Genomic DNA, 24570 nt, shown 5'->3' on the forward strand with positions numbered 1-24570 from the left:
GCCGGTCGCGGTGTGACGTGGGGGCAGAACGCAAAATGCCCGGCGCGGATGGCCGGGCATTTCGACGGTCGGGGTCTTGCGGCCGGATCAGACCTTGAGGTTCGGGATGATCTGCTTCTTGCGGCTCATGATGCCGGGCAGGACGACCGCGTCGCCCGAGACCGAGGCGCCGAAGCTCTTCTCCGCCACGCCCTTGACCACGTCGTTCGGCACCAGCAGCGTCGCCTCTTCCTTGAGGATGTCGACGACGAAGAGCAGCACGTGGTCGACGCCGTCCTCGGCGCAGACGGTCTTCATGGTCTCCATCAGGCTCGCCTTGCGGTCGAGCGGGATCTGCGGCGCGGTGGTCTCGAGCACGGAGACGCGGAATTTCACGCCGTCGACCTCGTTGATCTTGCTGTCCATCCGGATCAGGTCGGCATCCGAGAAGGCCGAGACGTCGGACTTGGCGGCGAAGAGCTCGGCGGCATAGTCGGTGACGTTCAGGCCCAGCTCGGCGGCCAGCTTCTCCGCCAGCGCCTTGTCGGTCTCGGTCGTGGTCGGCGAGCGGTATTCCAGCGTGTCGGACAGGATGCACGACAGCATCGCGCCCTTGATCGCCTCGGGCATCCTCGCCGCGTCGTCTCCCATCAGGTCGTACATGATGGTGGCGGTGCAGGCGAGCGGGCGCATGGTGATGTCGATCGGCGACTTGGTCTCGATGCCACCGGTGAGCTTGTGGTGGTCGATGATCTGGAGCAGGTCGGCCTCGTTGATGTCGGCGGGCAGCTCTTCGGGGTTGTTGGTGTCGACCACGACGCAGGGCGCACCGGCGCCGGCCTCGGTGATGATCTCGGGCTTGTCGAGGTTCCAGCGCTCCAGCACGAAGGCGGCCTCGGTGTTGGGCTCGCCCAGCAGCTTGGCCTCGGCCGGGGTGCCTTTGATCTCCGAGAGGTACCAGGCCCAGATGATCGGCGAGCCGGTGGAATCGGTGTCGGGGGCCTTGTGGCCGAAAACCTTGATGGTCATGGAAGCGGTCCGTCCTTGAGAGTCAGAAAATCGCGGCCCTTATAGGGGGCCTCGGCGGGGCTGTCATGAGGCGATTACGCACGCCTGCAGCTCTGCAACAGAATCCTTGACCTTACGTGAGGCTGGCCGACAAGCTTCCGGAACGGGCGCGCATGGGGGGCGCCCGGGTTTGATTTTCCAGGGAGCGATTTCAATGCCCAAGACAATGACGGTAACAGCGCACAAGGGATACTTTGCGGTCCACAGTTTCTTTGAAACCTGGATCGACGTGGTGAACGACATCCTGCGCGGCGCGGTGAAGGCCACCAGGGACGGGTCGAACTGGACCTACGAGGACATGTGGTCGGAAGCCAAGGTCGAGATCACGGCCGGCGGCGGCAAGGTCTCGAAGCTGACCGTGTCCTCCTGGACCAACATCGACGGCGCGCACAAGTACGCCGACGTTCTGACGGTGGAGTTCAACAGCACGAAGCCGGGGCTGAAGGCGCTCAAGAACGGGTTCGACGCGCATTACCGGACGAGCGGCGAATCCGGCGACGCGACGCGCTCGCTCGACGCCTTCGTGCCGACCTTTGTCGGAAAGGACATGGCCGACTACCCGTGGCCCGACGATGTCGGCTCCTACTTCGCCGGCACCCGCCACGACGACACCTTTGTGCTCAACAAGGGCGGCAGCTGGGTCAAGGGCTCTGCCGGCGATGACGATATCCGCGGCAAGAGCGGGGTCGACTGGGTCCAGTACCAGGAGATCAATGTCGGCCTGACCCTTACCAAGGGCAAGAAGGGCGCGGTGCTGGTCGAGAAAGGCGATCTCGGCACCGACACGCTGAAGAACGTCGATGGTCTCTACGGCACCCAGAAGGCGGACAAGCTGAAGCCGGGCCTGAGCAACGGCGACAGCTTCATCTATGCCGGCGGCGGCAACGACATCGTCGGAGGGCGTGGCGGCAATGACATGCTCGACGGAGGGGACGGCAATGACACAGTCCTTGGCGGCGATGGGCACGACATCCTCATCGGCGGGACCGGCAAGGACAAGGTCGTCGGCGGCGCGGGCAACGACATCCTGTTCGCCGGCACGGCCTACGGATACTCCGGCCAGGTGGCGGATGTGCTGACCGGAGGGGCTGGCAAGGACCTGTTCGCCATCGAGATTCCGCCGGCCTTCGCCTTTCCGACCGGCATGGAGGCGCCCGTGATCATCACCGACTTCAAGAACGGCACCGATTTCATCGGGCTGGTCTCGCCGCTCGATTCGTCCTTCGGGGTGGATGACCTGATCTTCACCAAGCAGGGGAAGAACACGCTGATCTCGACGGCGACGCAGGAAATCGCGGTGGTGCGGAATATCGCGCCGAAGAACCTGAACCGGGACGATTTCGTGGAGGATCTCGACGCCAACGACCTCGGCCCGCTCACCGGCCTGAACTTCGACGATTTCGGCTTCTTCTTCTAGGAAGCAGGCGCTGTCGCAACACGGCCCGGGCAGGGGACTGCCCGGGCCTTGTCTTGCCTGTCACCTGCGCCCGTCACGGCAGCGGCATGGCGCGCAGCCAGCCGAACCAGCGCGGGACCCAGCTCTGCAGCCGCGCGATCAGCGGCCGGGCCGGGGGGCGCGGGGGCGGAGGGTCCGCCGCTATCTCGCGCAGCATCGCCGCGATCTCGGCCCGGACGGCCGGGTTGTCGGGCAGGTTGACGCTGCCGTGCAGCAGGAAGGCGTCCTGCCGGAAACGATCAGCGTGGATGTCGCGCAGGTGGGCGCTGTCGATGAAGGGATGGGGCATTGTGGGCCTCGCATGGAATGGAAATGGGTCTGGGGCCGGCGGTGGCGCCGGTGGAAATGGGAAGAAGCGATGCGCTTCGGAGCGAGAGGCAATTGGCCGTCATGAAAGACTCCTTTCGAAGGGTTTGGTCGGCAGGAAAGGGGCGTTGCCGCGAAGGGAACGCCGGTTGAAATGGATGGGTCTCCGGTGAGCCGGACTCGCGACGGATTTTCAGAAGCAGATGGTCAGGCCGCGCCGAATGGCGGAGGCGGATCACCTATGTTGCGAATGAAAAGGGCGGAGGTCAGCCTGCGACGGGCGCATGGCCGGAGAGCTGGGGCCTGCTCAGCAGGCGCGGGTAAGTTGGCTCATCATACAAGGTCCTCCTCACGTGGGGCACGCGATGGCCGCTCGGTAGCACGGGTCTCACCGAAAAGCCACCCGTTAAATGGCGATCCCGCATCCTTATATGCCAGACGAAGCCCGGTGTGATTTTCCTGCCGCCTGGGCGGTTGACACGACTCGGGCTCTTGCCTATCTCACCTGCCGTTAGCACTCGCCGAGTGTGAGTGATAAAAGTCGAAACACCAAGAACGTAGGAGCGTTCCGAGATGGCATTTACCCCGCTGCATGACCGGGTCCTGGTCGAGCGAGTCGAGAGCGAAGAGAAAACCGCTGGCGGCCTGATCATCCCTGACAGCGCCAAGGAAAAGCCTGCCGAAGGTCTCGTTGTTGCTGTCGGCGCCGGCGCCAAGGACGAAGATGGCGATCGCATCGCGATGGACGTCAAGGAAGGCGACAAGATCCTCTTTGGCAAGTGGTCGGGCACCGAGATCAAGCTCGACGGCAAGGAACTGCTGATCATGAAGGAAAGCGACATCCTGGGCATCATTTCCTGATCGCCCATCGCTTCCCGTTCACGACACACACAAATTCAGGAGTAGCAAGACATGGCTGCTAAGGACGTCAAGTTCAATTCCGATGCCCGCAACAAGATGCTCAAGGGCGTCAACATCCTGGCCGACGCGGTCAAGGTGACCCTCGGCCCGAAAGGCCGCAACGTGGTCATCGAGAAGTCCTTCGGTGCCCCGCGCATCACCAAGGACGGTGTCTCGGTCGCCAAGGAAATCGAACTGGAAGACAAGTTCGAGAACATGGGCGCCCAGATGGTGAAGGAAGTCGCTTCCCGCACCAACGACGAGGCCGGCGACGGCACCACCACCGCCACCGTTCTCGCCCAGGCGATCATCCGCGAAGGCCTCAAGTCGGTTGCCGCCGGCATGAACCCGATGGACCTCAAGCGCGGCATCGACCTCGCCGTTTCCAAGGTCATCGAGTCGATCAAGACCTCCGCCCGTGACGTGACCGACAGCGACGAAGTCGCCCAGGTCGGCACCATCTCCGCCAACGGCGAGGCCGAGATCGGCCGTCAGATCGCCGACGCGATGCAGAAGGTCGGCAACGAGGGTGTCATCACCGTCGAGGAGAACAAGGGCCTGGAGACCGAGACCGAGGTCGTCGAAGGCATGCAGTTCGACCGCGGCTACCTGAGCCCCTACTTCGTCACCAACCCCGACAAGATGATCGCAGATCTCGAAGACTGCATGATCCTGCTGCACGAGAAGAAGCTCTCCTCGCTGCAGCCGATGGTTCCGCTGCTCGAGTCGGTCATCCAGTCGTCCAAGCCGCTCCTCATCATCGCCGAGGACGTGGAAGGCGAAGCGCTGGCCACGCTGGTGGTCAACAAGCTGCGCGGCGGCCTGAAGATCGCCGCCGTCAAGGCTCCGGGCTTCGGCGACCGCCGCAAGGCCATGCTGCAGGACATCGCGATCCTGACCGGCGGCCAGGTGATCTCGGAAGACCTCGGCATGAAGCTCGAGAACGTCACCATCGACATGCTCGGCTCCGCCAAGAAGGTCACCATCACCAAGGACGAGACCACGATCGTCGACGGTCATGGCGAGAAGGCCGAGATCGAGGCCCGCGTCGCCCAGATCCGTCAGCAGATCGAGGAAACCACCTCGGACTACGACCGAGAGAAGCTCCAGGAGCGTGTTGCCAAGCTGGCCGGCGGCGTTGCCGTCATCCGCGTCGGTGGCATGACCGAAGTGGAAGTGAAGGAGCGCAAGGACCGTGTCGACGACGCGCTGAACGCGACCCGCGCTGCGGTTCAGGAAGGTGTCGTCGTCGGTGGCGGTGTCGCCCTGCTGCACGGCGCCAAGTCGCTGGCTGGCCTCGAAGGTGCGAACTCCGATCAGAACGCCGGTATCGCCATCGTCCGCAAGGCGCTGGAAGCCCCGCTCCGTCAGATCGCCGAGAACGCCGGCGTCGACGGTTCGGTCGTGGCTGGCAAGATCCGCGAGAGCGACGACGCCAAGTTCGGCTTCAACGCCCAGACCGAAGAGTATGGCGACATGTTCAAGTTCGGCGTGATCGACCCGGCCAAGGTCGTCCGCACCGCGCTGGAAGACGCTGCTTCGGTTGCCTCGCTGCTGATCACCACCGAGGCCATGGTTGCCGACAAGCCGGAGCCGAAAGGCGCGGCCGGCGGCGGCATGCCCGACATGGGCGGCATGGGCGGCATGGGCGGCATGATGTAATCAGCCGTCTGCCTGCAGACATCGGGAAGGGGTCGCCTCGCGCGGCCCCTTTCTTTTTGCGCGGGTCCGGGGCGCGGGGGGGGGGGGGGGCTCCCGCGCGTGGCGCCGGCATCGAAGATGCCGCCTCCCCGCTTGGGCCGGGCAGCGCGCAGGCGCGCTGCGGGGGCGCCTGTAGCGACGGCGGTGCGCGCCCTCGGGCCTGTCACGCGTGGTTGATGCCTCGCAATTTCCGCTGACGGCCGGCTCGGATCGGGGTAGGCAGGCCCGATGCAGCTGTTTCTTCTCGTCGTCCTGACCATGGTGGCCTTCGCGGCCAATTCGATCCTGAACCGCCTGGCGCTGGCCGACGGGCTGATCGGAGCCTTGCCATTCGCGGCGCTGCGGCTGGCCTCCGGGGCGGCGGTGCTCTGCGCGCTGGTGATGCTCCAGCGCAAGACGGTGCCGTTGCGCTCCCCGGGGCGCTGGATCGGGGTGGCGTCGCTCACGCTCTACATGACCGGCTTCTCGGTGGCCTATGTCGGGATCGAGGCCGGCGTCGGCGCGCTGATCCTGTTCGGCGGCGTGCAGGTGACGATGTTCGGCGGCGCCATACTGGCGGGCAAGACGATCCCCCCGGCGCAGTGGCTGGGCGCGGCGCTCGCCTTTGGCGGACTGTGCTGGCTGCTCTGGCCCTCGGGCGGTGCGGCTCCGTCCACGGTGCACGCGGCGCTGATGCTGGCGGCGGCGCTCGGCTGGGGGATCTATTCGCTGGCGGGGGCAAAGGCCGGCGCGCCGCTGCCCGCGACGGCGGCGAACTTTGCGCTGGCCACACCGATTGCGCTGGCGTTGATGCTGGCGGCCCCTCTCTTCGAAGCGGGGGGCGATCCGGCGGCGGAGCTGACCGCGGCCGGCGTCGGGCTGGCCGTGGTTTCGGGCGTGGTCACCTCGGGGCTGGGCTACGCGCTGTGGTACATGCTGTTGCCGCGCCTCGCCCCCACGGTGGCGGCGCTGGCGCAGCTCTCGGTGCCGGTGATCGCGATGGCGGGCGGCATGCTCTTTCTCGGCGAGACGCTGACGCTGCGCTTCGTTCTGGCGGCAACGCTGGTGCTGGGCGGGATCGCCGTCGGCGTGCTGGTGCCGCGGCGCGCGGCTCAGCGCACCAGCCGTTCGAGCGGATCGTAGGCCGGCCCGCCGCCCCAGGCGATCTCGGCCAGCTTGCCCGGCTTGAGGCGCAAGCCACCGATCTCGTCGCGGGCGACCCAGCGGCGGCGGGTGACGACGCCCTCCGGATCCTGCCAGCCGTCGTCGAGCGCGCCACCGGTGAGCTGACAGCGGAAGAAGATCTCCACCTGGTGAAAGCTGCGGGATGGCTCGTGGAACTCGTTGACGAGGCAGGGCGCGCCGACCTCGATCGCGAGGCCGGTTTCCTCGTGGACCTCGCGGGCCAGGTTGTCGGGCAGCGATTGCCCGATCTCGACCCCTCCGCCCGGTGCGCACCACAGGTCGCTGACCCCGCCGGGCCAGGCGTTGACCAGCAGCAGGCGGTCCTGGTGCAGCAGGACGGCGCGGACGGCGAGGCGCGGGGAGTTGCCGGAACGGAGTGTCATGGGACATTCCTGACCCGCGATGCGGCGCGGCGCAACAGGCGCCTCGCAAGTCGCGCCGGAAATGCCTATCTGTCGGCCATGCGCATGGCATTGCTGACACTTCTGGCCCTGGTCGCGGGCACGGGCGCCGCCGAGGCGCGCTGCGCGGTGCTGTTGCACGGGCTGGCGCGGGGCGAGGCCTCGATGATGCTGATGGGACTGGCGCTGGAACAGGCCGGATACCGGGTGATCAACCGGGGCTACCCTTCGACCGAGGCCCGGATCGAGGCGCTGCTGCCCGAGGTGGACGCCGCGCTGGCGCTCTGCCCCGAGGAGGGGCCGGTCGATTTCGTGACCCATTCGATGGGCGGCATCCTGCTGCGGGCCTGGAGCGAGACCGGCGATCCCGGGCGGATCGGGCGCGCGGTGATGCTCGGGCCGCCGAACGCGGGCAGCGAACTGGTCGACGCGCTGGCGGGGCTCGCTCCGTTCGACTGGGTGAACGGCCCCGCCGGGGCGCAGCTCGGCACCGGGACGGAGAGCGTGCCGCGCGCGCTCGGGCCCGTGGGATTCGAGGCGGGCGTGATCGCCGGCACCGCCTCGCTCAACCCGATCTATTCCTCGATCATCCCGGGCACCGACGACGGCAAGGTCTCGGTCGAGGCGACGGCGCTGCCGGGAATGGCGGACCACCTCGTGGTGACGGCCTCGCACACCTTCATGATGAACAACCCAATGGTCATCGCGCAGACGCTGACGTTCCTGGAGACCGGTGGCTTCGATCACGAGATGCGCTGGTCGGATGCGCTCGCGCAGGCGATCGCGGGCGGCTGGAGCGGCGCTAGCCCTTCCGGGGACTGATCCGGTAGATCCCCTCCGGCAGGTCGAGCGCGGCCGTCAGGTCCATCAGCTGCTGGATCGACAGGGTGATCTTCTGGACCTGGTCGGTGCGGGCGTCGAGCTGCTCGACGGTCACGCAATCCTCGAAGGCATTGATGGTGATGTCCTCGCTGTGCGGGGTCGGGCCCTCGTCAACGAGGGTGATCACGGTCGCGTCGAAGTCATGCTCGATGGTAAACATGGGCCGACCCTAGCTCCTGCCGAAGACGCTGTCAGCCGAAACCCTCGCGGTGGGATCTCGGAATTGCAAGGGCCCTCGACGGGTGCTCGTTCGCCAACTGCACAAAAATGCAGCGCAAGTGCTGCACTTGGGGAAAGGCTGCCCTGCAGCCAAGGCGCCAGCGCTGCGGATTGACCTGAGTCAAGGTCCGGGCGTCGGTGGCGTGCAACCTGACGGCAGGACAACAGAACAGGATCACTGCCATGAAACCTCTCGGCCCGGAACGCGATCACTACTGGATGGCGCTTGGCATGGCCAAGGCCGCGGGCGTGGACCTGCAGGCGGCCATCGAGGCCGGGCACTTCAGCCAGGAGAAATGGGCGAGCACGGTTCAGAAGTGCCGTGGCTGCGACTGGGGCGAGGATTGCCCGAGCTGGTTGCGCGAACATGCGACCGTCGACGAGGCGCCGCAGGCCTGCGTGAACGCGCGCCTGTTCGCCACGCTCAAGGCGGCGCAGGACGAGGATGCACGCCGCGACGGCGCCGAGTGACACCAGCCAGAGGAGGCCGAGATGAGCATTCCAGGCGACACCGACCTTCACTTCTGGCTCACCCGCAGCGTCGGGCGGTGCATCGGGCTCAACTTCAGCGCCGCGATGGACGAGGGGCGCCTCAGCGTCGATGACTACATGGAGCTCGTGCACGCCTGCCGCGGCTGCGACAAGGTGGAGAACTGCCAGATCTGGCTGGGCTGCCAGCGCGGCGCCCCGGCCATGGCCAAGCCGCCGGCCTTCTGCCGCAACGCCCGGAACCTCGAGGCGCTGCGCCCGCATTGATCCGGTCCGGCGAGGGGTGGTGCCTGCTGCCCGGATGTGTTGGGGTGCCGGCCTGTCAGTCGGGAGTGCCGGTTTGGAGGTCTTCGAGGGTATTCTGAGCGACCGCGGGTCGAAATACGCGGTGTCCGGCGGGCCGGTGGCGAGCCGGGAGGAGGCGCAGGCATTTGTCTTGGAGCTCTGCCGCAACCGCAAGTTCGCGAAGGCCACCCACAACAGCTGGGGCGTGCTGCTCGACAGCGGGCCGCTCAAGAACGACGACGGCGAGAGCGGCGCGGGGATGGTGATCCTGCGGATGCTCGAACGCGAGGGGCTGCACGGTCATATCGTGGTGGTGACGCGCTGGTATGGCGGCGTGAAGCTGGGCGGGGACAGGTTCCGGCGGGTGCAGGACGCGGTGCGCTACTACCTGGAACATCGGGGCTGAGCGCAGACAGCGGCGCTTTCCGTGCTAGGCTGGCATCATCAGCCACCCGGAGGACCCCATGCGACCGATTCTGCTGATCGCCCTGAGCCCGCTTCTTCTTGCCTGCACATCCGAAACCGAGCCGGCCACGGTCGAGCTGCCGCTCTTCGGCGATGGATATCGCGCTGACGGCGATCAATGCCGCCGTGTCGGCGAGAGCGCCTACACCAACCAGTTCCTCGATGACGCTGCCGACCTGGTTGCCTGTCCGGAAGACATGGAGAACCTGGGCGTCTTCGCCATCGATACCGGCGGCGTCGAGGTCGACCGGGTGGGGGGCTACGTCCTCTATTCGGTGCCGGTCCGCTAGGGAACCGGTCCTCGTCGCGCAGTTGCTCCAGCGGCACGCGCCGGCGGGGGTGTCCCTGACGTCAGTAGAACACGGCCGCCGCGGGCTTATTCGTAGGGCAGGCGCTCGAAGTCGCGCGCGTAGACGCGTTGCAGGCTGTCCCGGAGCTCGGGCGCGAGAAAATCCTCCGGGCGCGGCGTGGGCTCGCGCCTGGCGCGTAGCTCCAGCAGCGTCACGTTGTCGATGTCCGCGGCCGCCGTTCCGCTCTCGACCCAAGGCGCGCCAGCCGCATAGGGGCTGACGTTCCGCGCCGGCGGCTCCTGCAGGGCGGCGGGAAGTGGGGGATCGAGCGCCGCGATGTCCTCAGCCAGGTGCTCCAGCCGGACCATTTCCACCTCGCCGAAGAAGTCGATGACATAGGTCTGCCGGCGCCAGTGACGATTGACCGTGCTGTTGTCCGTGGTTGCGAGGTAGTGGACGAACTGGCGATACGTGATCGTGCCGTCGTGTCCGGCGGCCGCGGTCACCTCCGCCACCCAGGGGCGGTTGCGGTTGTCGGTGCAGAACTTCTCCAGGAAGGCCGAGACCGACCGGGCGAAGGGATCGCGGACCACCGCGATCTTGCGCCAGTCCGGTCCTCGCGCGGCGTCGAGCAAGGGGCGGGAGATCCGGCGCACGTAGAAGCCGGTGAACTCGCCGACGGCCTGGCCGGCTGCGAGCGATCGGTAGCGCCGCGCGCCTGTCCCGATGTGGAAATCCCATGCGAACCCCGGCGAGAGCCGCCGCGCGAGGGAGAGCGCCTTGAGCGGCGAGACCGGCAGGTCGAGCATCTTGAAGAACCCGTCCTTCAGGCTGGTGCCGCCGCATTTCGCGTTGGTGATCAGGACAAGCTTCCGTTCCGGGTCGATCAGCGGGAGCGGATCGATCTCCGCGGCCGTCACCTGTTTCGGTCCCCGGTCCGGCGTGTCGATCATCGGACCAGACGCCCCCAGAGGTCGTATTCGCTGGCCTCGTCGACCTCGACGGTGACGATGTCGCCCGGAGACAGCGCTGCATGGTCTTCGTCGATGAAGAGGTTGCCGTCGATCTCGGGCGCATCGGCCCTGGTGCGGCAGGTGGCGGCGTCGTCCTCCACGAGGTCGACGATCACCTCCATGCGCTGGCCGACCTTGGCGGCGAGCTTGGCCTCCGAGATCGCCTGCGACTTCTCCATGAAGCGCTCCCACCGCTCCTGCTTGACCTCGTCCGGAACGTGGTCGGGCAGGTCGTTGGAGCGCGCGCCGTCGACATTCTCGTACTGGAAACAGCCGACGCGATCGAGCTGCGCCTCGTCGAGCCAGTCGAGTAGGGTCTCGAATTCGGCCTCCGTCTCGCCCGGGTAGCCCACGATGAAGGTGGAGCGCAGCGTCAGCTCCGGGCAGATCGCGCGCCAGGCGGCGATCTCGTCCAGCGTCCTGGCCGCAGCGGCGGGCCGGGCCATGCGCTTCAGCGTGTCGGGGTGGGCGTGCTGGAACGGGATGTCCAGGTAGGGCAGCACGAGGCCGTCGGCCATCAGCGGGATCAGGTCACGGACATGGGGGTAGGGGTAGACGTAGTGCAGACGCACCCAGGCGCCGAACTGCCCCAGCTCGCGGGCGAGGTCGGTGATGTGGCTGCGCACTTCGCGGCCCTTCCAGGGATGGCTGTCGTGCTTGCGGTCGACGCCGTAGGCGGAGGTGTCCTGGCTGATGACCAGCAGCTCCTTGACCCCGTTCTCCACCAGCTTCTCGGCTTCGCGCAGCACCGCGTGGGCGGGGCGGCTGGCAAGGCGGCCGCGCATGTCGGGGATGATGCAGAACTTGCACTTGTGGTTACAGCCCTCGGAGATCTTGAGGTAGCTGTAATGGCGTGGCGTGAGCTTCACCCCGCTCGCGGGCATCAGGTTCATGAAGGGGTGCGGGTCGGGCGGCACGGCGGCATGCACCGCGTCCAGCACCTGTTCGTACTGATGCGGGCCGGTCACCGCGAGCACCTTGGGATGCACGCCGGTGATGTATTCGGGCTCCGCGCCGAGGCAGCCGGTCACCAGCACCTTGCCGTTTTCCTTCAGCGCCTCGCCGATCGCCTCGAGGCTCTCGGCCTTGGCGCTGTCGAGGAAGCCGCAGGTGTTCACGATCACCGCGTCGGCGCCCGCGTAGTCGGGCGAGATGCCGTAGCCCTCGGCGCGCAGGCGCGTCAGGATGCGCTCGCTGTCGACCAGCGCCTTCGGGCAGCCGAGCGAGACCATGCCGATGGTCGGCTGGCCGGGACGGGCGGTTTGGGTCACCTGGGCGCGTGCCAGGTCGGGGCGGAGGTTGGGCGGGTTGCTGGACATGCTGGCGCATATAGCCGTGGCGTGCCGTCCGGGGAAGGGGCCAGTCGCTCAGTCGGCGAGACTCACCGGAAACAGCGTGCCTTCCCAGCCTCCGGTGAGGGTGCTGGCCTCGATCGCGACCTCGGTGATGCCGTCGGGGATCATGACGTTGGACAGGCTGCGGGTGAAGGGCTGCTCCTCCACATGCGGGTGGACCAGGACGCGGGTGCCGAGGATGCGCCCGTCCGGGGCACGAACCCGCCAGCCGTCGGCATAGTCCTCCCAGCCGGTATCGGCGTGGCTGAGGGTGACCGAAAAGGTCCAGGCGGGGCCGGAGCGGCGGGCCTCGACGGCTTCGATCACGGCCGGGTCGGCCAGGGCGGGGCCGGCGGCAAGGCCGAGGCAGAGCACGGCGGCGCGGGAGAGGGAGATGATGGAAATCATGGGGTCATCCTGCCATGTCGAGAGCGTGCGGCGGGTCACGATCACGTCACTCCGTGAGCTTTGCCCGCGGCTCGGGCGATGCGGGGTCGAGATCATCGCGGCGGATCACGTCCCGGCTGTGCGAGGCGAACTCGCGCCGCCAGATTACGAACAGCACGGCGAGCGTGCCGATGATCAGGCCAAGCGGGCCGGCCAGCCAGCCGACCGCGCTCAGCGAGAAGTAGATGGAGCGCATGCCGCGATTGAAGCTGCGGGAGGCGAGGATGTTGATCTCGGCCGCCTTCTGGGCGCGCGGGTAGGTGCGCGGGTCTTCGGGGTCGTTGGGAACCGAGGCCATCAGCACCGCGCAATAGCCGAACTGCCGGTGCGACCAGACGAATTTGAGGAAGGCGCTGGTGAGGAAGAACAGGATCAGGAGGATCTTGATCTCCCAGACCAGTTCCGGCGCCTGGCCGAGGGTCAGGTCGGTGGCGACGTCGCGCAACGGCTCGGGATTGCCGATCAGTGCCAGCCCGCCGCCGATGGCGATCATCGAGGAGGAGGCAAAGAAGATCGTGCCCTGCCGCAGCGAGTCGAGGATCGCGCTGTCGAAGATCCGCGGCTGGCGCGTCACCATCTCGCGCATCCAGTCCTGGCGGTAGGTGCCCATCATGTTGGAGATCGATTCCCGATCATGCATCGGATGCTCGATCCGCCAACCGATGCCGAACCAGGCGACGAAGAGCAGCGCCAGCGCCGCAGCATCGAGCCAGGAAAAGAGGCTGAGGGTTTCTTGGAGCACCATAGGCGGACCCTAGCGTTCTGATGGGTGCTTGCAATACGGCAAAATTGGTTATAAAAACTGACCAATTGCGCAAGGGAGGACGCGCCATGGAAATGCCTGCGCCGGATCAGAAGATCCTTTCCAGAAAGGATGCCGTGGTGCGCCGCCTGCAGGCGGTCCTGCCGCAGGATGCCGTCATTCACGACCCCGCCGAGACCCGCGCCTACGAGTGCGACGCGCTGACAGCCTATCGCTGCCCGCCGCTGGCCGCGGTACTCCCCGCCTCGACCGAGGAAGTCGCGGCGGTGCTGCGGATCTGTCACGAGGAGGGCGTGCCCGTTGTGCCGCGCGGCGCGGGCACCTCGCTCGCCGGCGGGGCGCTGCCCACCGCCGATTGCGTGATTCTCGGCGTGGCGCGGATGACCGAGGTGCTCGAGACCGACTATGCCAACCGGTTCATCCGGGTGCAGACCGGCCGCACCAACCTGAGCGTGTCGGGCGCGGTCGAGGAGGAGGGCTTCTTCTATGCGCCCGATCCGTCGAGCCAGCTTGCCTGCGCCATCGCCGGCAACGTCGCGATGAACTCGGGCGGGGCGCATTGCCTGAAATACGGAGTCACCACCAACAACCTGCTCGGCGTGACGATGGTGCTGATGGACGGCACGGTGGTCGAACTGGGCGGGGCGCATCTCGACGCGGCGGGCTACGACCTGCTCGGGCTGGTCTGCGGCTCGGAGGGGCAGCTTGGCGTCGTGACCGAGGCCACGCTGCGGATCCTGCGCAAGCCGGAGGGCGCAAGGCCGGTGCTGATCGGGTTCGACAGCAACGAGGTGGCCGGCCATTGCGTCTCGGACATCATCAAGGCCGGGGTGCTGCCGGTGGCGATCGAGTTCATGGACCGGCCCTGCATCCGCGCCACCGAGGCCTTCGCCCATGCGGGCTACCCGGATTGCGAGGCGCTGCTCATCGTCGAGGTCGAGGGATCGGAGGCCGAGATCGACGCGCAGCTCGGGATGATCTCGCAGATCGCGCGCAAGCACGACCCGGTGGAACTGCGCGAGAGCGGCTCGGAGGAGGAATCCGCGCGGATCTGGCTGGGGCGGAAATCGGCCTTTGGCGCGATGGGGCAGATCAACGACTACATGTGCCTCGATGGCACGATCCCGGTCAGCGCGCTGCCGATGGTGCTGCGCCGGATCGGGGAGATGAGCCGCGAATTCGGGCTGGACGTGGGCAACGTGTTCCATGCCGGCGACGGCAACATGCACCCGCTGATCCTCTACGATGCCAACAAGCCCGGCGACCTCGAGCTGTGCGAGCGTTTCGGGGCGGAGATCCTGAAGCTCTGTGTCGAGGTGGGCGGCTGCCTGACCGGCGAGCACGGCGTGGGGATCGAGAAGCGGGACCTGATGGTGCACCAGTACGGGGCGGAGGATCTGGAGATCCAGATGGCGGTGAAGGACGTGTTCGACCCGCACTGGCTGCTGAACCCGGCCAAGGTCTTTCCGCTGCAGGCGTCGCAGGGGCGGCGCGCGGCGTGAGGGCGCCGTTTGCCCCCTCTTTGCCTGACGGCAAATTCACCCCCAAGGATACTTCTGGACAGAAGACGCACGAGGTGCTGCGCGGATGATGACCCCGAAAAGCGAACAGGAACTGGCAGAGGCAATTGCCGGGACCGACGCACCGCTGACGGTGCGTGGCGGCGGCACGCGGCCGATCGGGCGGGCCCTGCCGGGGCAGACCCTGTCGGTGGCGGAGATGTCCGGGATCACGCTTCACGAGCCGGGCGCGCTGACGCTGGTGGCGCAGGCCGGAACGCCGGTGGCCGAGATCGAGGCCGCTCTGGCGGCGGAAGGGCAGCGGCTGGCCTTCGAGCCGATGGATCATCGGGGCCTGCTGGGGACGACGGGAACGCCGACCATCGGCGGTGTCGTGGCGGCGAATGTCTCGGGACCGCGCCGCATTCAGGTCGGCGCTTGCCGGGACAGCCTGCTGGGAGTGCGGTTCGTCGACGGCGCCGGGCGGGTGCTGCGCAACGGCGGACGGGTGATGAAGAACGTGACCGGCTATGACCTCGTGAAGCTGATTGCCGGAAGCTACGGCACGCTCGGCGTGCTGACCGAGGTCAGCTTCAAGGTGCTGCCGGCGGCGGAGGCTGTCGGGACCCTGCGGCTTCACGGTCTGGACGACCGGCGCGCGGTAGCGGCGATGTCGGCGGCACTGGGCTCGCCCTGCGAGGTATCGGGAGCCGCACATCTGCCCAGGGGCGCGGACGGGCGGCCGGTGACGATGCTGCGGCTGGAGGGGTTCGCCGACTCGGTGGCCTACCGGATGGGCCGGATGCAGACCCTGCTGGGGTCGTTCGGGGACGGCGAAATCGACAGGGACGCGGAAAGCGTGGCGGCCGCGTGGCGCGCCATCCGGGATGTGGAAGCCTTTGCCGGGCAGCCCGGCGACGTCTGGCGCGTCTCGGTGAAGCCCTCGGATGGGCCGGCCGTGGCCGAGGCGCTGGACGGGGCCGAGGTGATCTATGACTGGGGCGGCGGGCTGGTCTGGGCGCTGACCCCGGAAGGAACGGACGCGCGGGCGGCACTGGCCGGGATCGGCGGCCATGCCACGCTGGTACGGGCGTCGGAGGACACCCGCGCGCGGTTGGCGGTGTTTCATCCGGAGCCCGCGCCGGTGGCGGCGCTCGCGGCGGGGCTGCGCGCGAAGTTCGATCCGCGCGGGGTGCTCAACCCCGGCTTGATGGGATGACAGCGCGCGGGCGCGACGGGACAGGACAGGCGGAATGCAGACGAATTTCACGGCCGAGCAACTGAGCGATCCCGGCATTGCCCGGGCCAACGAGATCCTGCGCACCTGCGTGCATTGCGGGTTCTGCACGGCGACCTGCCCAAGCTACCAGGTGCTGGGCGACGAGCTCGACTCGCCGCGGGGGCGGATCTACCTGATCAAGGACATGCTGGAGAACGACCGGCCCGCGGATGCGCATACGGTCAAGCATCTCGACCGCTGCCTGAGCTGCCTTGCCTGCATGACCACCTGCCCCTCGGGCGTGCATTACATGCACCTGATCGACCACGCGCGGGAGCATGTCGAAAAGACCTATCGCCGTCCCTTCATGGACCGGATGCTGCGCGCGGTGCTGGCGCGGGTGATCCCCTATCCGGGGCGGTTCCGGCTGGCGCTGCTGGGGGCCAAGATCGGGCGGCCGTTCTCCTTCCTGATGCCGGATGCGCGGCTCAAGGCGATGCTGGCGATGGCGCCGAAGCGCATCCCGCCGGTGAGCCGCAACGACGATCCGCAGGTCTTCCCGGCGAAGGGCGAGCGGCGCAAGCGGGTGGCGCTGATGACGGGCTGTGCGCAGCGGGCGCTCAACACCGACATCAACGACGCCACGATCCGGCTGCTGACGCGGCTGGGCTGCGAGGTCGTGGTGGCGCGCGGGCAGGGCTGCTGCGGGGCGGTGACCCATCACATGGGCAAGGCCGACGCGGCGATGGACGCCGCCGCCAGGAACATCGACGCCTGGATGGCGGAGATCCAGCAGGAGGGGCTCGATGCGATCGTCATCAACACCTCGGGTTGCGGCACGACGGTCAAGGACTACGGCCACATGTTCCGCAACGATCCGATGGCGGAGCCGGCCGCAAGGGTGAGCGCGCTGGCGCGCGACGTATCGGAGCTGCTGGTGGAGCTTGGGGTCGAGGCCGAACCGCCGGCGCCGCTGCGGGTTGCCTATCACGCCGCCTGTTCGCTGCAGCATGGCCAGCAGATCAAGACCCACCCCAAGACGCTGCTGAAGGCGGCGGGCTTCGAGGTGGTGGAGCCCGCGGATTCGCATCTCTGCTGCGGTTCGGCTGGCACCTACAACCTGCTGCAACCGGAGATCTCGGCGGAACTCAAGGCGCGGAAGGTCCGCACGCTGGAGGCAAAGGCGCCGGACGTGATCGCGGCCGGGAACATCGGTTGCATGATGCAGATCGGGTCGGGCACCGGGATTCCGGTGGTGCATACGGTCGAGCTGCTCGACTGGGCAACCGGCGGGCCGCGGCCTCCGGCATTGGCACAGATCGGGGGCTGAAACGCGGACGCGAACCGTGCCATATTCTCGCCAGACCCGATGGGTAGCGTCGCCGCAGGTTACTGGAGAGATGGTTTTGCGTTCGCTGTTTTGCCTCATTGCCCTGACATTCCTGACCCTTGCCGCGCCATTGCAGGCGCAGGACGCCTTTCAGCGCGCGAGTCGGCTGACCGAGCTTTCCACCGCGGATGCGACTCGCGGATGGGAGGCCGTGGGGCGGCTCGACATGGGGCCGGGAACCTTCTGCACCGGGGCGCTGATTTCGCCCGACCTCGTGCTCACCGCCGCGCATTGCCTGTTCGACGCCGACACCGGACGGCGCATTCCCGAGGAGCGCATCGAGTTCCTTGCCGGCTGGCGCAACGGCCGGGCGGAGGCCTATCGCGGGGTGCGGCGGACGGCGGTGCATCCGGACTACGATTTCGGCGAGCCGCGCAACGTGGCGCGGGTGGCGCGGGATCTGGCGCTGGTGCAGCTCGACCGGCCGATCCGCAGCGCGCGCATCAAGCCTTTTGCCACCAGTTTCGAACTGGAGAAGGGCGCGGAGGTCGGCATCGTCTCCTACGCGGAGCATCGCTCCGAGGCGCCGTCGCTGCAGCAGGTCTGCCATGTGCTGGAGCGGTTCGGCGGGGTGGTGATGCTGTCCTGCTCGGTCGATTTCGGCTCCTCCGGCGCGCCGATCTTTGCCGATGTCGACGGCGAGCCGCAGATCGTCTCGGTGGTCTCGTCCAAGGCCGAGGCCAAGGGCGAACCGGTGGCGCTGGCCGGCGAGCTGCGCCCCTCCATCGAGGAATTGCGCGAGGCGCTGCAGGAGTCGCCCGACAACGTGATGAACCGCGGAAATGCGCTGGCTACGGGGCGCGATGACGGGCGGCTCGGCGCGAAGTTCGTCAAACCGTGATGCGGGGCGGGCTCCGCACCCTGCTGGTGGCGGCCGCGCTGGCCGCCGCGGGCGGAGTCGCGGTGGCCGATACCGGGCTGAAGCGCCTCACCCTGCGGCAGGACAGCCTCGGCTGGGAGGCGGTCGGCCGGCTCGACCTCGGCGGCAGCGGCTTCTGCACCGGGGTTCTGATCGAAACCGATCTGGTGCTGACGGCGGCCCATTGCCTTGTCGATGGGGCCACCGGCGCGCGGCGCGATCCGCGGCAGCTGACCTTTCGGGCCGGGTTGCGCGACGGCGAGGCCATTGCCGTGCGGGCCGGGGCCCGCGCGGTGCTGCATCCCGGATACGATCCGCAGGATCGCGACGGGCTGCGGCAGCTCCTTGCCGACGTGGCGCTGCTGGAGCTTGAACGCCCGATCCCGGCCGCCACCGCGGCGCCCTTCGTGACGGGCTCCACGGTCGGCGCGGGCGGTACCGTGAGCCTCGTCTCCTTTGCCACAGGGCGGGAGGAGGCGCTGAGCTGGCAGCGCGCCTGCGCGGTTCTGGGGCGCGGGCAGGGCGCGCTGCTCTTCACCTGCGACGCGAATTTCGGCTCGTCGGGAGCCCCGGTCTTCGAGACCTCCTCGGGACGCGCGCGGATCGTGTCGCTGGTCTCGCGCGGCTCCCGGGAGAACGGAGAGATCCGGGTCTTCGGTCCGGAGATCGCGGCGCCGCTGGCCGAAGTGCGCCGGGCCCTGCGCGAGGGGCGCGGGGTCTGGCCGGAGACGGGTTTCGTGGCGCGCCGGCTCACGGCACCGACCGGCGGGACCCTCCAGCGCAACCACGACACCGGCGCCAGGTTCCTGAAACCGTGAGATAATTCCCGGCGGACCGAGGTCTTGAAATGCTGCGGGAGGGTGCACACATCTGTCTCGTCCGGATGCCGAAGTCGGGTCCGGGCACTCCAATCGGCGTCCGTCCGACAGACCGGAGGGCGCACCACACAGACATCGCTCAAGAGAGGATGACCAGATGCGTACACTTGATTTTGCACCGCTTTACCGTGCCACCGTCGGCTTCGACCGTATCGCCGACATGATGGACCGGGTCATGGAAACCGAGGTTTCCGCTCCCACCTATCCGCCCTACAACATCGAGAAGATCGACGAGAATGCCTATCGCATCTCGGTTGCCGTGGCGGGTTTCGCTGAATCCGAACTCAACGTCGAGGTCAAGGAAGGCGCCCTGATCGTCTCTGCCCGCAAGGCCGAGGACGACAAGGAGCGGACGTTCCTGCATCGCGGCATCGCCACCCGCGCCTTCGAGCGCCGCTTCCAGCTGGCCGACCACGTCCGCGTCTCCGGCGCCAGCCATGTGGACGGCATGCTGCACATCGACCTGGTGCGCGAAGTGCCCGAGGCGCTGAAACCGCGCCGGATCGAGATCACCAACGGCAAGAAGGCCATCGAGGCCGAGACCGTCGAGGTCTGATCCCTCCGCGTCAGACAGACCGACCTTCGGGGCGCGTCGCCAACAGGCGGCGCGCCCTTTCCGTTCGGGCCTGTCAGGCGCTGCGATCGAAGAGCAGCACCTGGCCCATGCCGCAATCGGTGTCGATCACGAAACCTTCGGAGATCAGCCGCCCGAGGATCGCGGTATGGGTGGCCTTGTCGACGAGCGACGGGTGGAACTCGACCAGCAGCCGCTCGATCCCCGCGAGGTCGAGCCGGGCGAGGATGTCGTACTCCGCGCCTTCGATATCCATGATCAGGAAACTCGGCGCATAGGCGGCGATGGCCCGCGCGCCATCGACCCCCGGCACCTCGACGCTGCCGGCGTCGCCCTCGTCGAGCAGTGAGGCGGCCCAGAACCCGTGATGGCTGAGCGCGAGCTGCACCGGCCCGTCTGTCACGCCATAGGCGGCATGTTCGAGATCGAAGGAGACGCCGTTGAGTGCGCGGTTCTGCTCGATCACCGGGATCAGGCGCGGGTTTGCCTCTGCCGAGCGCCACTGGATGCCCTGCTGCCCCGAGAGCGTCGCGCAGGCGACGTAGCCCAGCCCGGCACCGAGCTCCAGCACACGGTCGCCCGGGCGCAGCGCGTGGCGGGCCATGGCGACCTCGTGGGATTCGTAGCTGCCGCCGGCCAGTCCGCGCAGCACCCGCGGTTCGACGGCCGTACGCGGCACGGCGAGGGTCACGCCGTCCATGGCGATCCTGCCGCCTTTCCAGGCTTCCAGGAAACGCCCGATCCAGATCGGCCCGTTCGAGGCGACACCGGCCGCTTCGAGTTGGTCGCAGATGGCGTCGATCCCGGCGGCATCGCCCCGCTCGACCTGCAGGCGCAGCAGCGCCTGGAGGATGCCGGGCTTCGCGGGGCTGTCCTCGAGCTCCTGCTCGAGCCCCGCTATCGCGGCCTCGGCGTCGGTCTCGGCCAGCAGTTCCAAACGCGCGAGCCGCTGCCAGGGCTTGGGGTTCGCCGCCTTGCCGGCCGCCTCGATGCGCTGGCGCCGCAGGCGCGTCGGAAGAGAGTTCTGCTGGAGCAGGGCGGGAATGACCATGGCGGCGAATCCTGTGTCGGCGTCGCTCCTTTAAACGAGCGGGCCGCTCGGGATGCAAGCGGCCCGCTGGGGGCTACCGCGCTGCGTCCAGCGTCTCGGCCAGCCGCATCAGCCGGAGCGCCTCGCTGCGGTAGCCGAACCGGTCCTCGCCGCGGGCGCCCTCGGCCAGGGCGATGGCGTGGCCCCAGGACCACTCGCCGGTATAGAGGCCGTTGCGCAGGAGCTGGCCGAAGCCGGCGATGGCGATTGCGAAACGGGCCTCGGCATCGGCCTCCTGTGCCTCTGCCGCAATCGGGGCCTCGATGAGCTGGCTCGCGGCCTCGCCCGGGGCCTTGTAGCGCAGCCGCAGGAAGCCCAGCTCGCCGTCGGCTGCCTCTACGGGCGTCTCCGGGCCATAGCGCAGCGGCTCGTTGAGCACGGCAGGCGACCCCACGGGTGTGACCTCGTAGAGCGCGGTTACCTGGTGGCCTGCACCGATCTCGCCGGCATCGACGCGGTCGTTGTTGAAATCCTCGCGCCGCAGCGCGCGGGTCTCGTAGCCGATCAGCCGGTATTCGGCGACCTCGGCGGGGTTGAACTCGAGCTGGATCTTGACGTCCTCGGCGATCGGGAAGAGCTGGCCCGTCAGCTGGTCCACCAGCACCTTCTGGGCCTCGGCGATGGTGTCGATATAGGCGGCCTGCCCGTTGCCGTTCTGCGCCAGCGCCTGCATCAGCGCGTCGTTCAGGTTGCCGCGCCCGAACCCGAGGACGGAGAGGTAGATACCGTCCTCGCGCTTGCGCGCCACGTCGGCCTTGAGCGCCTCCGGGTCCGAGGGACCAACGTTGAAATCGCCGTCCGTCGCCAGGATCACCCGCGTCACCTCGCCCGCGCCCGCCATGCCGCGCGCGACCTCGTAGGCCTGGTCGAGCCCAGCCTGCCCGGCGGTCGAGCCGCCGGCCTCGAGCCGGTCCAGCGCGCCTAGGATGGCGGCGCGGTCGCTGGCTGGCGTGGGCGCCAGCACCTCGCCCGCGCTGCCGGCATAGGTCACGATCGCCACCTGGTCCTCGGGGCGGAGCTGGCCCAGCATCAGCCGGAAGGATTGCGCGAGCAGCCCCAGCCGGTCCGGGCCCTGCATCGAGCCGGAGGTGTCGATCAGGAACACCAGGTTCAGCGGCGGCCGGGCCTCGGTCTCGGGCATCACGCCCTGCAGGCCGATCTGCAGGATCCGCGTGTCCGGGTTCCAGGGCGTCGGGCTGAGCGACGTCGAGACCGAGAACGGAGCGTCGCCGGGCGACGGGGCGGGGTAGGCATAGGGGAAGTAGTTCACCATCTCCTCGATCCGCACGGCGTCGGGCGAAGGCAACTGTCCGTTCATCAGCGAGGAGCGGACGATCGACCATGAGGCGGTGTCCACGTCGACGGAGAAGGTCGAGACGGGCTCTTCCGCCGTGACCTTGACCGGGTTCGCCTCGGCATTCGTGAAGGCTTCCGTGTCCGTCGCCGGGGCGAGCCGCACGGCCGCGTCCATATCCGCCGCCATCTTGGCCGCGGCGGGGGCTTCCGCCCGCAAGGCGGTGGTCGCGGCCATCGGCGCGGCGACCTCGGCCATCGGCGCGGGCATGGCCTCGTCCGCGAGCGGGGCGAGCTCCGTCGTGTCCGCGCGCGGTGCGGGAGCAAGGCTGCGACCCGCAGGGGCGTCGCTCTCCGCAAGGGCTTCGCTCTCCTGTTCGGGCTGGCCGAGCTGCACCGGCTGCCTGAGCGTTTCCGGCGGCAGCACGAGGAACAGCGCGAGCCCGGCCGTTACCAGTCCGGTCGTCGCGGCCAGCCCGGCGCGCGTGGTCATTGCATGGAACATCGTCTCACCTCCGTCGATCAGTCGCGCGATCCATCCGCGCTCGGAGGTGGGACGGACGGGGGCGGCGTTTTCTTGGCGGCCGGATTCGGATGCCGTGTCGAATTCCGCGTCGAAACGGGCCATCGCCGCACCGAGATCGGCGGCCTTGCGGGTCGTGTCGGGGGCGGGCGTGGATTTGAGGGCCTTGCGCAGGCGGTCGAGATCGTCAGTCATTCCATATCCTCCGCGGCGCGGGCGCGCAGAGCCTTCTTCACCTCCGACATGCGCCAGGCGACAGTGCCCTCGGAGAGGCCGAGCACGCTGGCGGCCTCGGCCTGGGTCAACTCCTCGGCAAGGATCAGAACGGCGGTGTCGCGCAGGTCGGGTTTCAACGTGGCCATGGCCTCGGCCAGCCAGTCGGTGGCGGCGCGGCTCTCGCTGTCGGCAGCGCGGCGGGCGACTTCCCAGTCGCCCCAGCCGTCGGCGGCGCGGGCGTGGCTTGCGGAGCGTCGGCGGCGGTCGTGGGCGGCGTTCACCGCGACCCGGTAGAGCCAGGTGGTGAACCGAGCCTCGCCCCGAAAGCCCCGCAACTTGGCAGGCAGGGCGAGGCAGATATCCTGGGTCAGGTCCTCGGCCTCGGCCCGCTGTCCGGTGAGGCGCATCGCAAAGGCGAACAGCCGATCGTAGTGCCGCCCGAGCAGGGCGGCAAAGGCATCGCGGTCGCCGCCTGCGGCGGCCCGGGCCAGGGCTTCGTCATCGGTCATCATGCGCATTTCACCGGGTATGACGCGGCCCGGACGCCGATCCTTGGGAGGCCGGCCACGATCTTTCGCCGCCGGCCGGAAGGATCACTCGCCGTCGAGCAGCGGGTCGATCCGGTTGGCCCTGAACTTGCGCCAGCGCGACCAGATCGCGAGCCACAGGCAACCCAGCACGAAGAGGATGGAGATCGACACCCAGGGAATGATCCGGACATCGGGCCCTTCGACCGGCTTCACGCTGATCGCGTTCGGGTAGATCGAGAAATACTGGTTCCGCCAGCCGTATCGCTTGATCGCCACCCACTTCGGGTTCTCCTGCGTCGAACGCATGTCGGTCGCCCTTGTGTGCAGGTTCGACGTGTTGAACTTGAAATAGGGCGGCCAGCCCCAGCCAGTGTCCTCGTTGCGATAGACCATGTCCTTGCCGCTCGACTTCTTGGCATTGATGAAGTGGACATCGCGGCTCGGGATTCCGGTGGCCTCGCCGGTGTTGGAATCCGCCCAGAAGATCGAGTTCTCGCCATAGTCGATCCGGCGTACCTCGGTATCGACGATCCGCACGACGTCATTGCGCGGCAGGGTGTAATGCAGGAACGAGCCGACAATGACGACGATCACCAGCCAGAAGGTCCATTTGATGTAGTACCACATGGGGTAGCCTCATCTGTAATTCGTGAAGTAGATGATGGTGCCGATGAGCAGGATCGGCACGATGTAGACGCCGAGGATGAGCTTGCGGCGCAGCGACGAGTCGTAGGCCTCCAGCCCGTCCCGCACGAAGGCCTCCCGGTCGCCCTCTCCGATCTCCTCGTCCCATTCCCGCTCCAGCTTCTCGCGCCGGACGGACCGCGAGTAGAGCGAGAGGCTGACGTAGACAACGCTCAGCGCCACGAAGAGGATCAGCAGGAGTTTTGCCAGCGCAGCCATACGGTTCTTGTCCCACCTTCCCGTCGTGGTCGATCCGGGGGGCGCATCGGGCCCCGTTTCTTCCCTGATACCGCGCTTGCAGCCGTTGCGCGATACCGGATTTCTCAAAAGGCAGGCTATCTTAGCCTTCGGAGCGCCGTCCGCGGGCGAGCCACCGTCGCAGCGTGAGCAAGAGCCAGCGCAACGCGAGCACCACGGCCACGGCCAGCATCCAGCCCAGGGCCACGTCGACGGCATGGAGCGCCGCGGCGAGGGCCGGGTCGTCCGCGTCGACATGGTGCCCGGCGAGCCAGCGCAGGCCGAATCCCCCGGCCATGAGCCCGCTCAGGGCCTTCTGCTTCCAGTTCATCCGTCCTCGCAGGGGCCAGTTCCGGCCGGAACCATAGCCTCCGTCCCGGGGGACGTCATCGGCGATCTGGGCTGCCGCAGCGGCA

29 protein-coding genes are annotated in these 24570 nt (G+C 68.0%); 15 read left to right on the plus strand and 14 right to left on the minus strand.

The window, feature by feature from the left end:
• Window positions 1-87 precede the first annotated feature (87 nt).
• Window positions 88-1008 (minus strand): manganese-dependent inorganic pyrophosphatase, encoded by a 921-nt coding sequence (locus CHB86_RS01370; protein ID WP_089230753.1) that lies wholly within the window; start codon window positions 1006-1008, stop codon window positions 88-90.
• A 193-nt stretch (window positions 1009-1201) separates the two neighbouring features.
• On the opposite strand from CHB86_RS01370, the gene CHB86_RS01375 reads away from it, so the two are divergent.
• Window positions 1202-2464: a calcium-binding protein gene (locus tag CHB86_RS01375; protein ID WP_089230754.1), complete on the plus strand. Its 1263-nt coding sequence runs from the start codon at window positions 1202-1204 to the stop codon at window positions 2462-2464.
• 73 nt (window positions 2465-2537) lie between these two features.
• On the opposite strand, the gene CHB86_RS01380 is transcribed toward CHB86_RS01375, so the two are convergent.
• A complete protein-coding gene (locus CHB86_RS01380; RefSeq protein WP_089230755.1) occupies window positions 2538-2792 on the minus strand; it encodes a hypothetical protein in 255 nt (84 codons plus the stop codon).
• Between the two features lie 590 nt (window positions 2793-3382).
• Here CHB86_RS01380 and groES point away from each other — a divergent pair.
• The 3 genes from groES to CHB86_RS01395 all read left to right on the plus strand — a co-directional run bounded on the left by groES (window position 3383) and on the right by CHB86_RS01395 (window position 6532).
• The gene (gene groES, locus CHB86_RS01385; protein ID WP_089230756.1) at window positions 3383-3670 is read left to right on the plus strand and encodes a co-chaperone GroES; all 288 of its coding nucleotides are present in this window, start codon (window positions 3383-3385) and stop codon (window positions 3668-3670) included.
• A gap of 51 nt (window positions 3671-3721) precedes the next feature.
• Window positions 3722-5371 (plus strand): chaperonin GroEL, encoded by a 1650-nt coding sequence (gene groL, locus CHB86_RS01390; RefSeq protein ID WP_089230757.1) that lies wholly within the window; start codon window positions 3722-3724, stop codon window positions 5369-5371.
• Window positions 5372-5638: 267 nt separating this feature from the next.
• Window positions 5639-6532: a DMT family transporter gene (locus CHB86_RS01395; protein ID WP_089230758.1), complete on the plus strand. Its 894-nt coding sequence runs from the start codon at window positions 5639-5641 to the stop codon at window positions 6530-6532.
• On the opposite strand, the gene CHB86_RS01400 is transcribed toward CHB86_RS01395, so the two are convergent.
• Complete coding sequence (locus tag CHB86_RS01400) at window positions 6502-6957, minus strand: NUDIX domain-containing protein (protein WP_089230759.1); 456 nt, start codon at window positions 6955-6957, stop codon at window positions 6502-6504. The two genes, CHB86_RS01395 and CHB86_RS01400, sit on opposite strands and share 31 nt — an antisense overlap.
• Before the next feature lie 84 nt (window positions 6958-7041).
• Here CHB86_RS01400 and CHB86_RS01405 point away from each other — a divergent pair, with 84 nt between their 5' ends.
• Window positions 7042-7797: a lipase family protein gene (locus CHB86_RS01405; RefSeq protein WP_089231565.1), complete on the plus strand. Its 756-nt coding sequence runs from the start codon at window positions 7042-7044 to the stop codon at window positions 7795-7797.
• On the opposite strand, the gene CHB86_RS01410 is transcribed toward CHB86_RS01405, so the two are convergent.
• Complete coding sequence (locus CHB86_RS01410; protein ID WP_089230760.1) at window positions 7778-8017, minus strand: hypothetical protein; 240 nt, start codon at window positions 8015-8017, stop codon at window positions 7778-7780. The genes CHB86_RS01405 and CHB86_RS01410 overlap by 20 nt on opposite strands.
• Window positions 8018-8259: 242 nt before the next feature.
• On the opposite strand from CHB86_RS01410, the gene CHB86_RS01420 reads away from it, so the two are divergent.
• The 4 genes from CHB86_RS01420 (at window position 8260) to CHB86_RS01435 (ending at window position 9605) form a co-directional block, all read left to right on the plus strand.
• A complete protein-coding gene (locus tag CHB86_RS01420; protein ID WP_089230762.1) occupies window positions 8260-8547 on the plus strand; it encodes a DUF6455 family protein in 288 nt (95 codons plus the stop codon).
• A gap of 21 nt (window positions 8548-8568) precedes the next feature.
• The gene (locus CHB86_RS01425) at window positions 8569-8832 is read left to right on the plus strand and encodes a DUF6455 family protein (protein WP_089230763.1); all 264 of its coding nucleotides are present in this window, start codon (window positions 8569-8571) and stop codon (window positions 8830-8832) included.
• A gap of 73 nt (window positions 8833-8905) precedes the next feature.
• The gene (locus CHB86_RS01430; RefSeq protein WP_089230764.1) at window positions 8906-9256 is read left to right on the plus strand and encodes a YigZ family protein; all 351 of its coding nucleotides are present in this window, start codon (window positions 8906-8908) and stop codon (window positions 9254-9256) included.
• A 58-nt stretch (window positions 9257-9314) separates the two neighbouring features.
• A complete protein-coding gene (locus CHB86_RS01435; RefSeq protein WP_089230765.1) occupies window positions 9315-9605 on the plus strand; it encodes a hypothetical protein in 291 nt (96 codons plus the stop codon).
• An 86-nt stretch (window positions 9606-9691) separates the two neighbouring features.
• Here the strand turns inward: CHB86_RS01435 and CHB86_RS01440 are convergent, their stop codons facing one another.
• The 4 genes from CHB86_RS01440 to CHB86_RS01455 are packed head-to-tail and all read right to left on the minus strand — an operon-like array spanning window position 9692 to window position 13144.
• On the minus strand, window positions 9692-10558 hold the full coding sequence (locus CHB86_RS01440) for a sulfotransferase family 2 domain-containing protein (protein WP_089230766.1): 867 nt from the start codon (window positions 10556-10558) through the stop codon (window positions 9692-9694).
• A complete protein-coding gene (gene rimO / locus CHB86_RS01445; protein WP_089230767.1) occupies window positions 10555-11937 on the minus strand; it encodes a 30S ribosomal protein S12 methylthiotransferase RimO in 1383 nt (460 codons plus the stop codon). Before rimO ends, CHB86_RS01440 begins: the two co-directional genes overlap by 4 nt.
• Window positions 11938-11985: 48 nt before the next feature.
• Entirely contained in the window at window positions 11986-12360 is a 375-nt protein-coding gene (locus tag CHB86_RS01450) for a hypothetical protein (protein WP_089231567.1), read from the minus strand.
• A 46-nt stretch (window positions 12361-12406) separates the two neighbouring features.
• Window positions 12407-13144, minus strand: a complete 738-nt coding sequence (locus CHB86_RS01455; protein ID WP_089230768.1) for a DUF599 domain-containing protein — start codon at window positions 13142-13144, stop codon at window positions 12407-12409.
• Window positions 13145-13230: 86 nt separating this feature from the next.
• Between CHB86_RS01455 and CHB86_RS01460 the strand changes: the two genes are divergently transcribed.
• The 6 genes from CHB86_RS01460 to CHB86_RS01485 all read left to right on the plus strand — a co-directional run bounded on the left by CHB86_RS01460 (window position 13231) and on the right by CHB86_RS01485 (window position 19563).
• Entirely contained in the window at window positions 13231-14664 is a 1434-nt protein-coding gene (locus CHB86_RS01460) for an FAD-linked oxidase C-terminal domain-containing protein (RefSeq protein WP_089230769.1), read from the plus strand.
• An 88-nt stretch (window positions 14665-14752) separates the two neighbouring features.
• Window positions 14753-15880 (plus strand): FAD-binding protein, encoded by a 1128-nt coding sequence (locus tag CHB86_RS01465; RefSeq protein ID WP_089231568.1) that lies wholly within the window; start codon window positions 14753-14755, stop codon window positions 15878-15880.
• Window positions 15881-15914: 34 nt separating this feature from the next.
• Complete coding sequence (gene glcF, locus CHB86_RS01470) at window positions 15915-17210, plus strand: glycolate oxidase subunit GlcF (protein ID WP_089230770.1); 1296 nt, start codon at window positions 15915-15917, stop codon at window positions 17208-17210.
• A 70-nt stretch (window positions 17211-17280) separates the two neighbouring features.
• Window positions 17281-18111 carry a trypsin-like serine peptidase gene (locus tag CHB86_RS01475; RefSeq protein WP_089230771.1) on the plus strand — a complete coding sequence of 277 codons (831 nt, stop codon included), beginning with the start codon at window positions 17281-17283 and terminating at the stop codon, window positions 18109-18111.
• The gene (locus tag CHB86_RS01480) at window positions 18111-18947 is read left to right on the plus strand and encodes a trypsin-like serine peptidase (RefSeq protein ID WP_089230772.1); all 837 of its coding nucleotides are present in this window, start codon (window positions 18111-18113) and stop codon (window positions 18945-18947) included. Before CHB86_RS01475 ends, CHB86_RS01480 begins: the two co-directional genes overlap by 1 nt.
• A 157-nt stretch (window positions 18948-19104) precedes the next feature.
• Window positions 19105-19563, plus strand: coding sequence for an Hsp20 family protein (locus CHB86_RS01485; RefSeq protein ID WP_089230773.1), 459 nt, complete (start codon window positions 19105-19107; stop codon window positions 19561-19563).
• Window positions 19564-19636: 73 nt separating this feature from the next.
• Here the strand turns inward: CHB86_RS01485 and CHB86_RS01490 are convergent, their stop codons facing one another.
• The 6 genes from CHB86_RS01490 to CHB86_RS01515 form a co-directional block, all read right to left on the minus strand.
• Entirely contained in the window at window positions 19637-20632 is a 996-nt protein-coding gene (locus CHB86_RS01490; RefSeq protein ID WP_089230774.1) for an FkbM family methyltransferase, read from the minus strand.
• Window positions 20633-20705: 73 nt separating this feature from the next.
• Entirely contained in the window at window positions 20706-22682 is a 1977-nt protein-coding gene (locus CHB86_RS01495) for a vWA domain-containing protein (protein ID WP_089230775.1), read from the minus strand.
• Entirely contained in the window at window positions 22679-23215 is a 537-nt protein-coding gene (locus tag CHB86_RS01500; protein ID WP_089230776.1) for an RNA polymerase sigma factor, read from the minus strand. Before CHB86_RS01500 ends, CHB86_RS01495 begins: the two co-directional genes overlap by 4 nt.
• Window positions 23216-23296: 81 nt before the next feature.
• The gene (locus CHB86_RS01505; RefSeq protein WP_089230777.1) at window positions 23297-23860 is read right to left on the minus strand and encodes a DUF1523 family protein; all 564 of its coding nucleotides are present in this window, start codon (window positions 23858-23860) and stop codon (window positions 23297-23299) included.
• 9 nt (window positions 23861-23869) lie between these two features.
• Window positions 23870-24136 (minus strand): hypothetical protein, encoded by a 267-nt coding sequence (locus CHB86_RS01510; RefSeq protein WP_089230778.1) that lies wholly within the window; start codon window positions 24134-24136, stop codon window positions 23870-23872.
• A gap of 121 nt (window positions 24137-24257) precedes the next feature.
• Entirely contained in the window at window positions 24258-24485 is a 228-nt protein-coding gene (locus CHB86_RS01515) for a hypothetical protein (protein ID WP_089230779.1), read from the minus strand.
• Window positions 24486-24570 lie beyond the last annotated feature (85 nt).

This window comes from Tropicimonas sediminicola, from assembly GCF_900188335.1.
GTDB lineage: Bacteria > Pseudomonadota > Alphaproteobacteria > Rhodobacterales > Rhodobacteraceae > Tropicimonas > Tropicimonas sediminicola.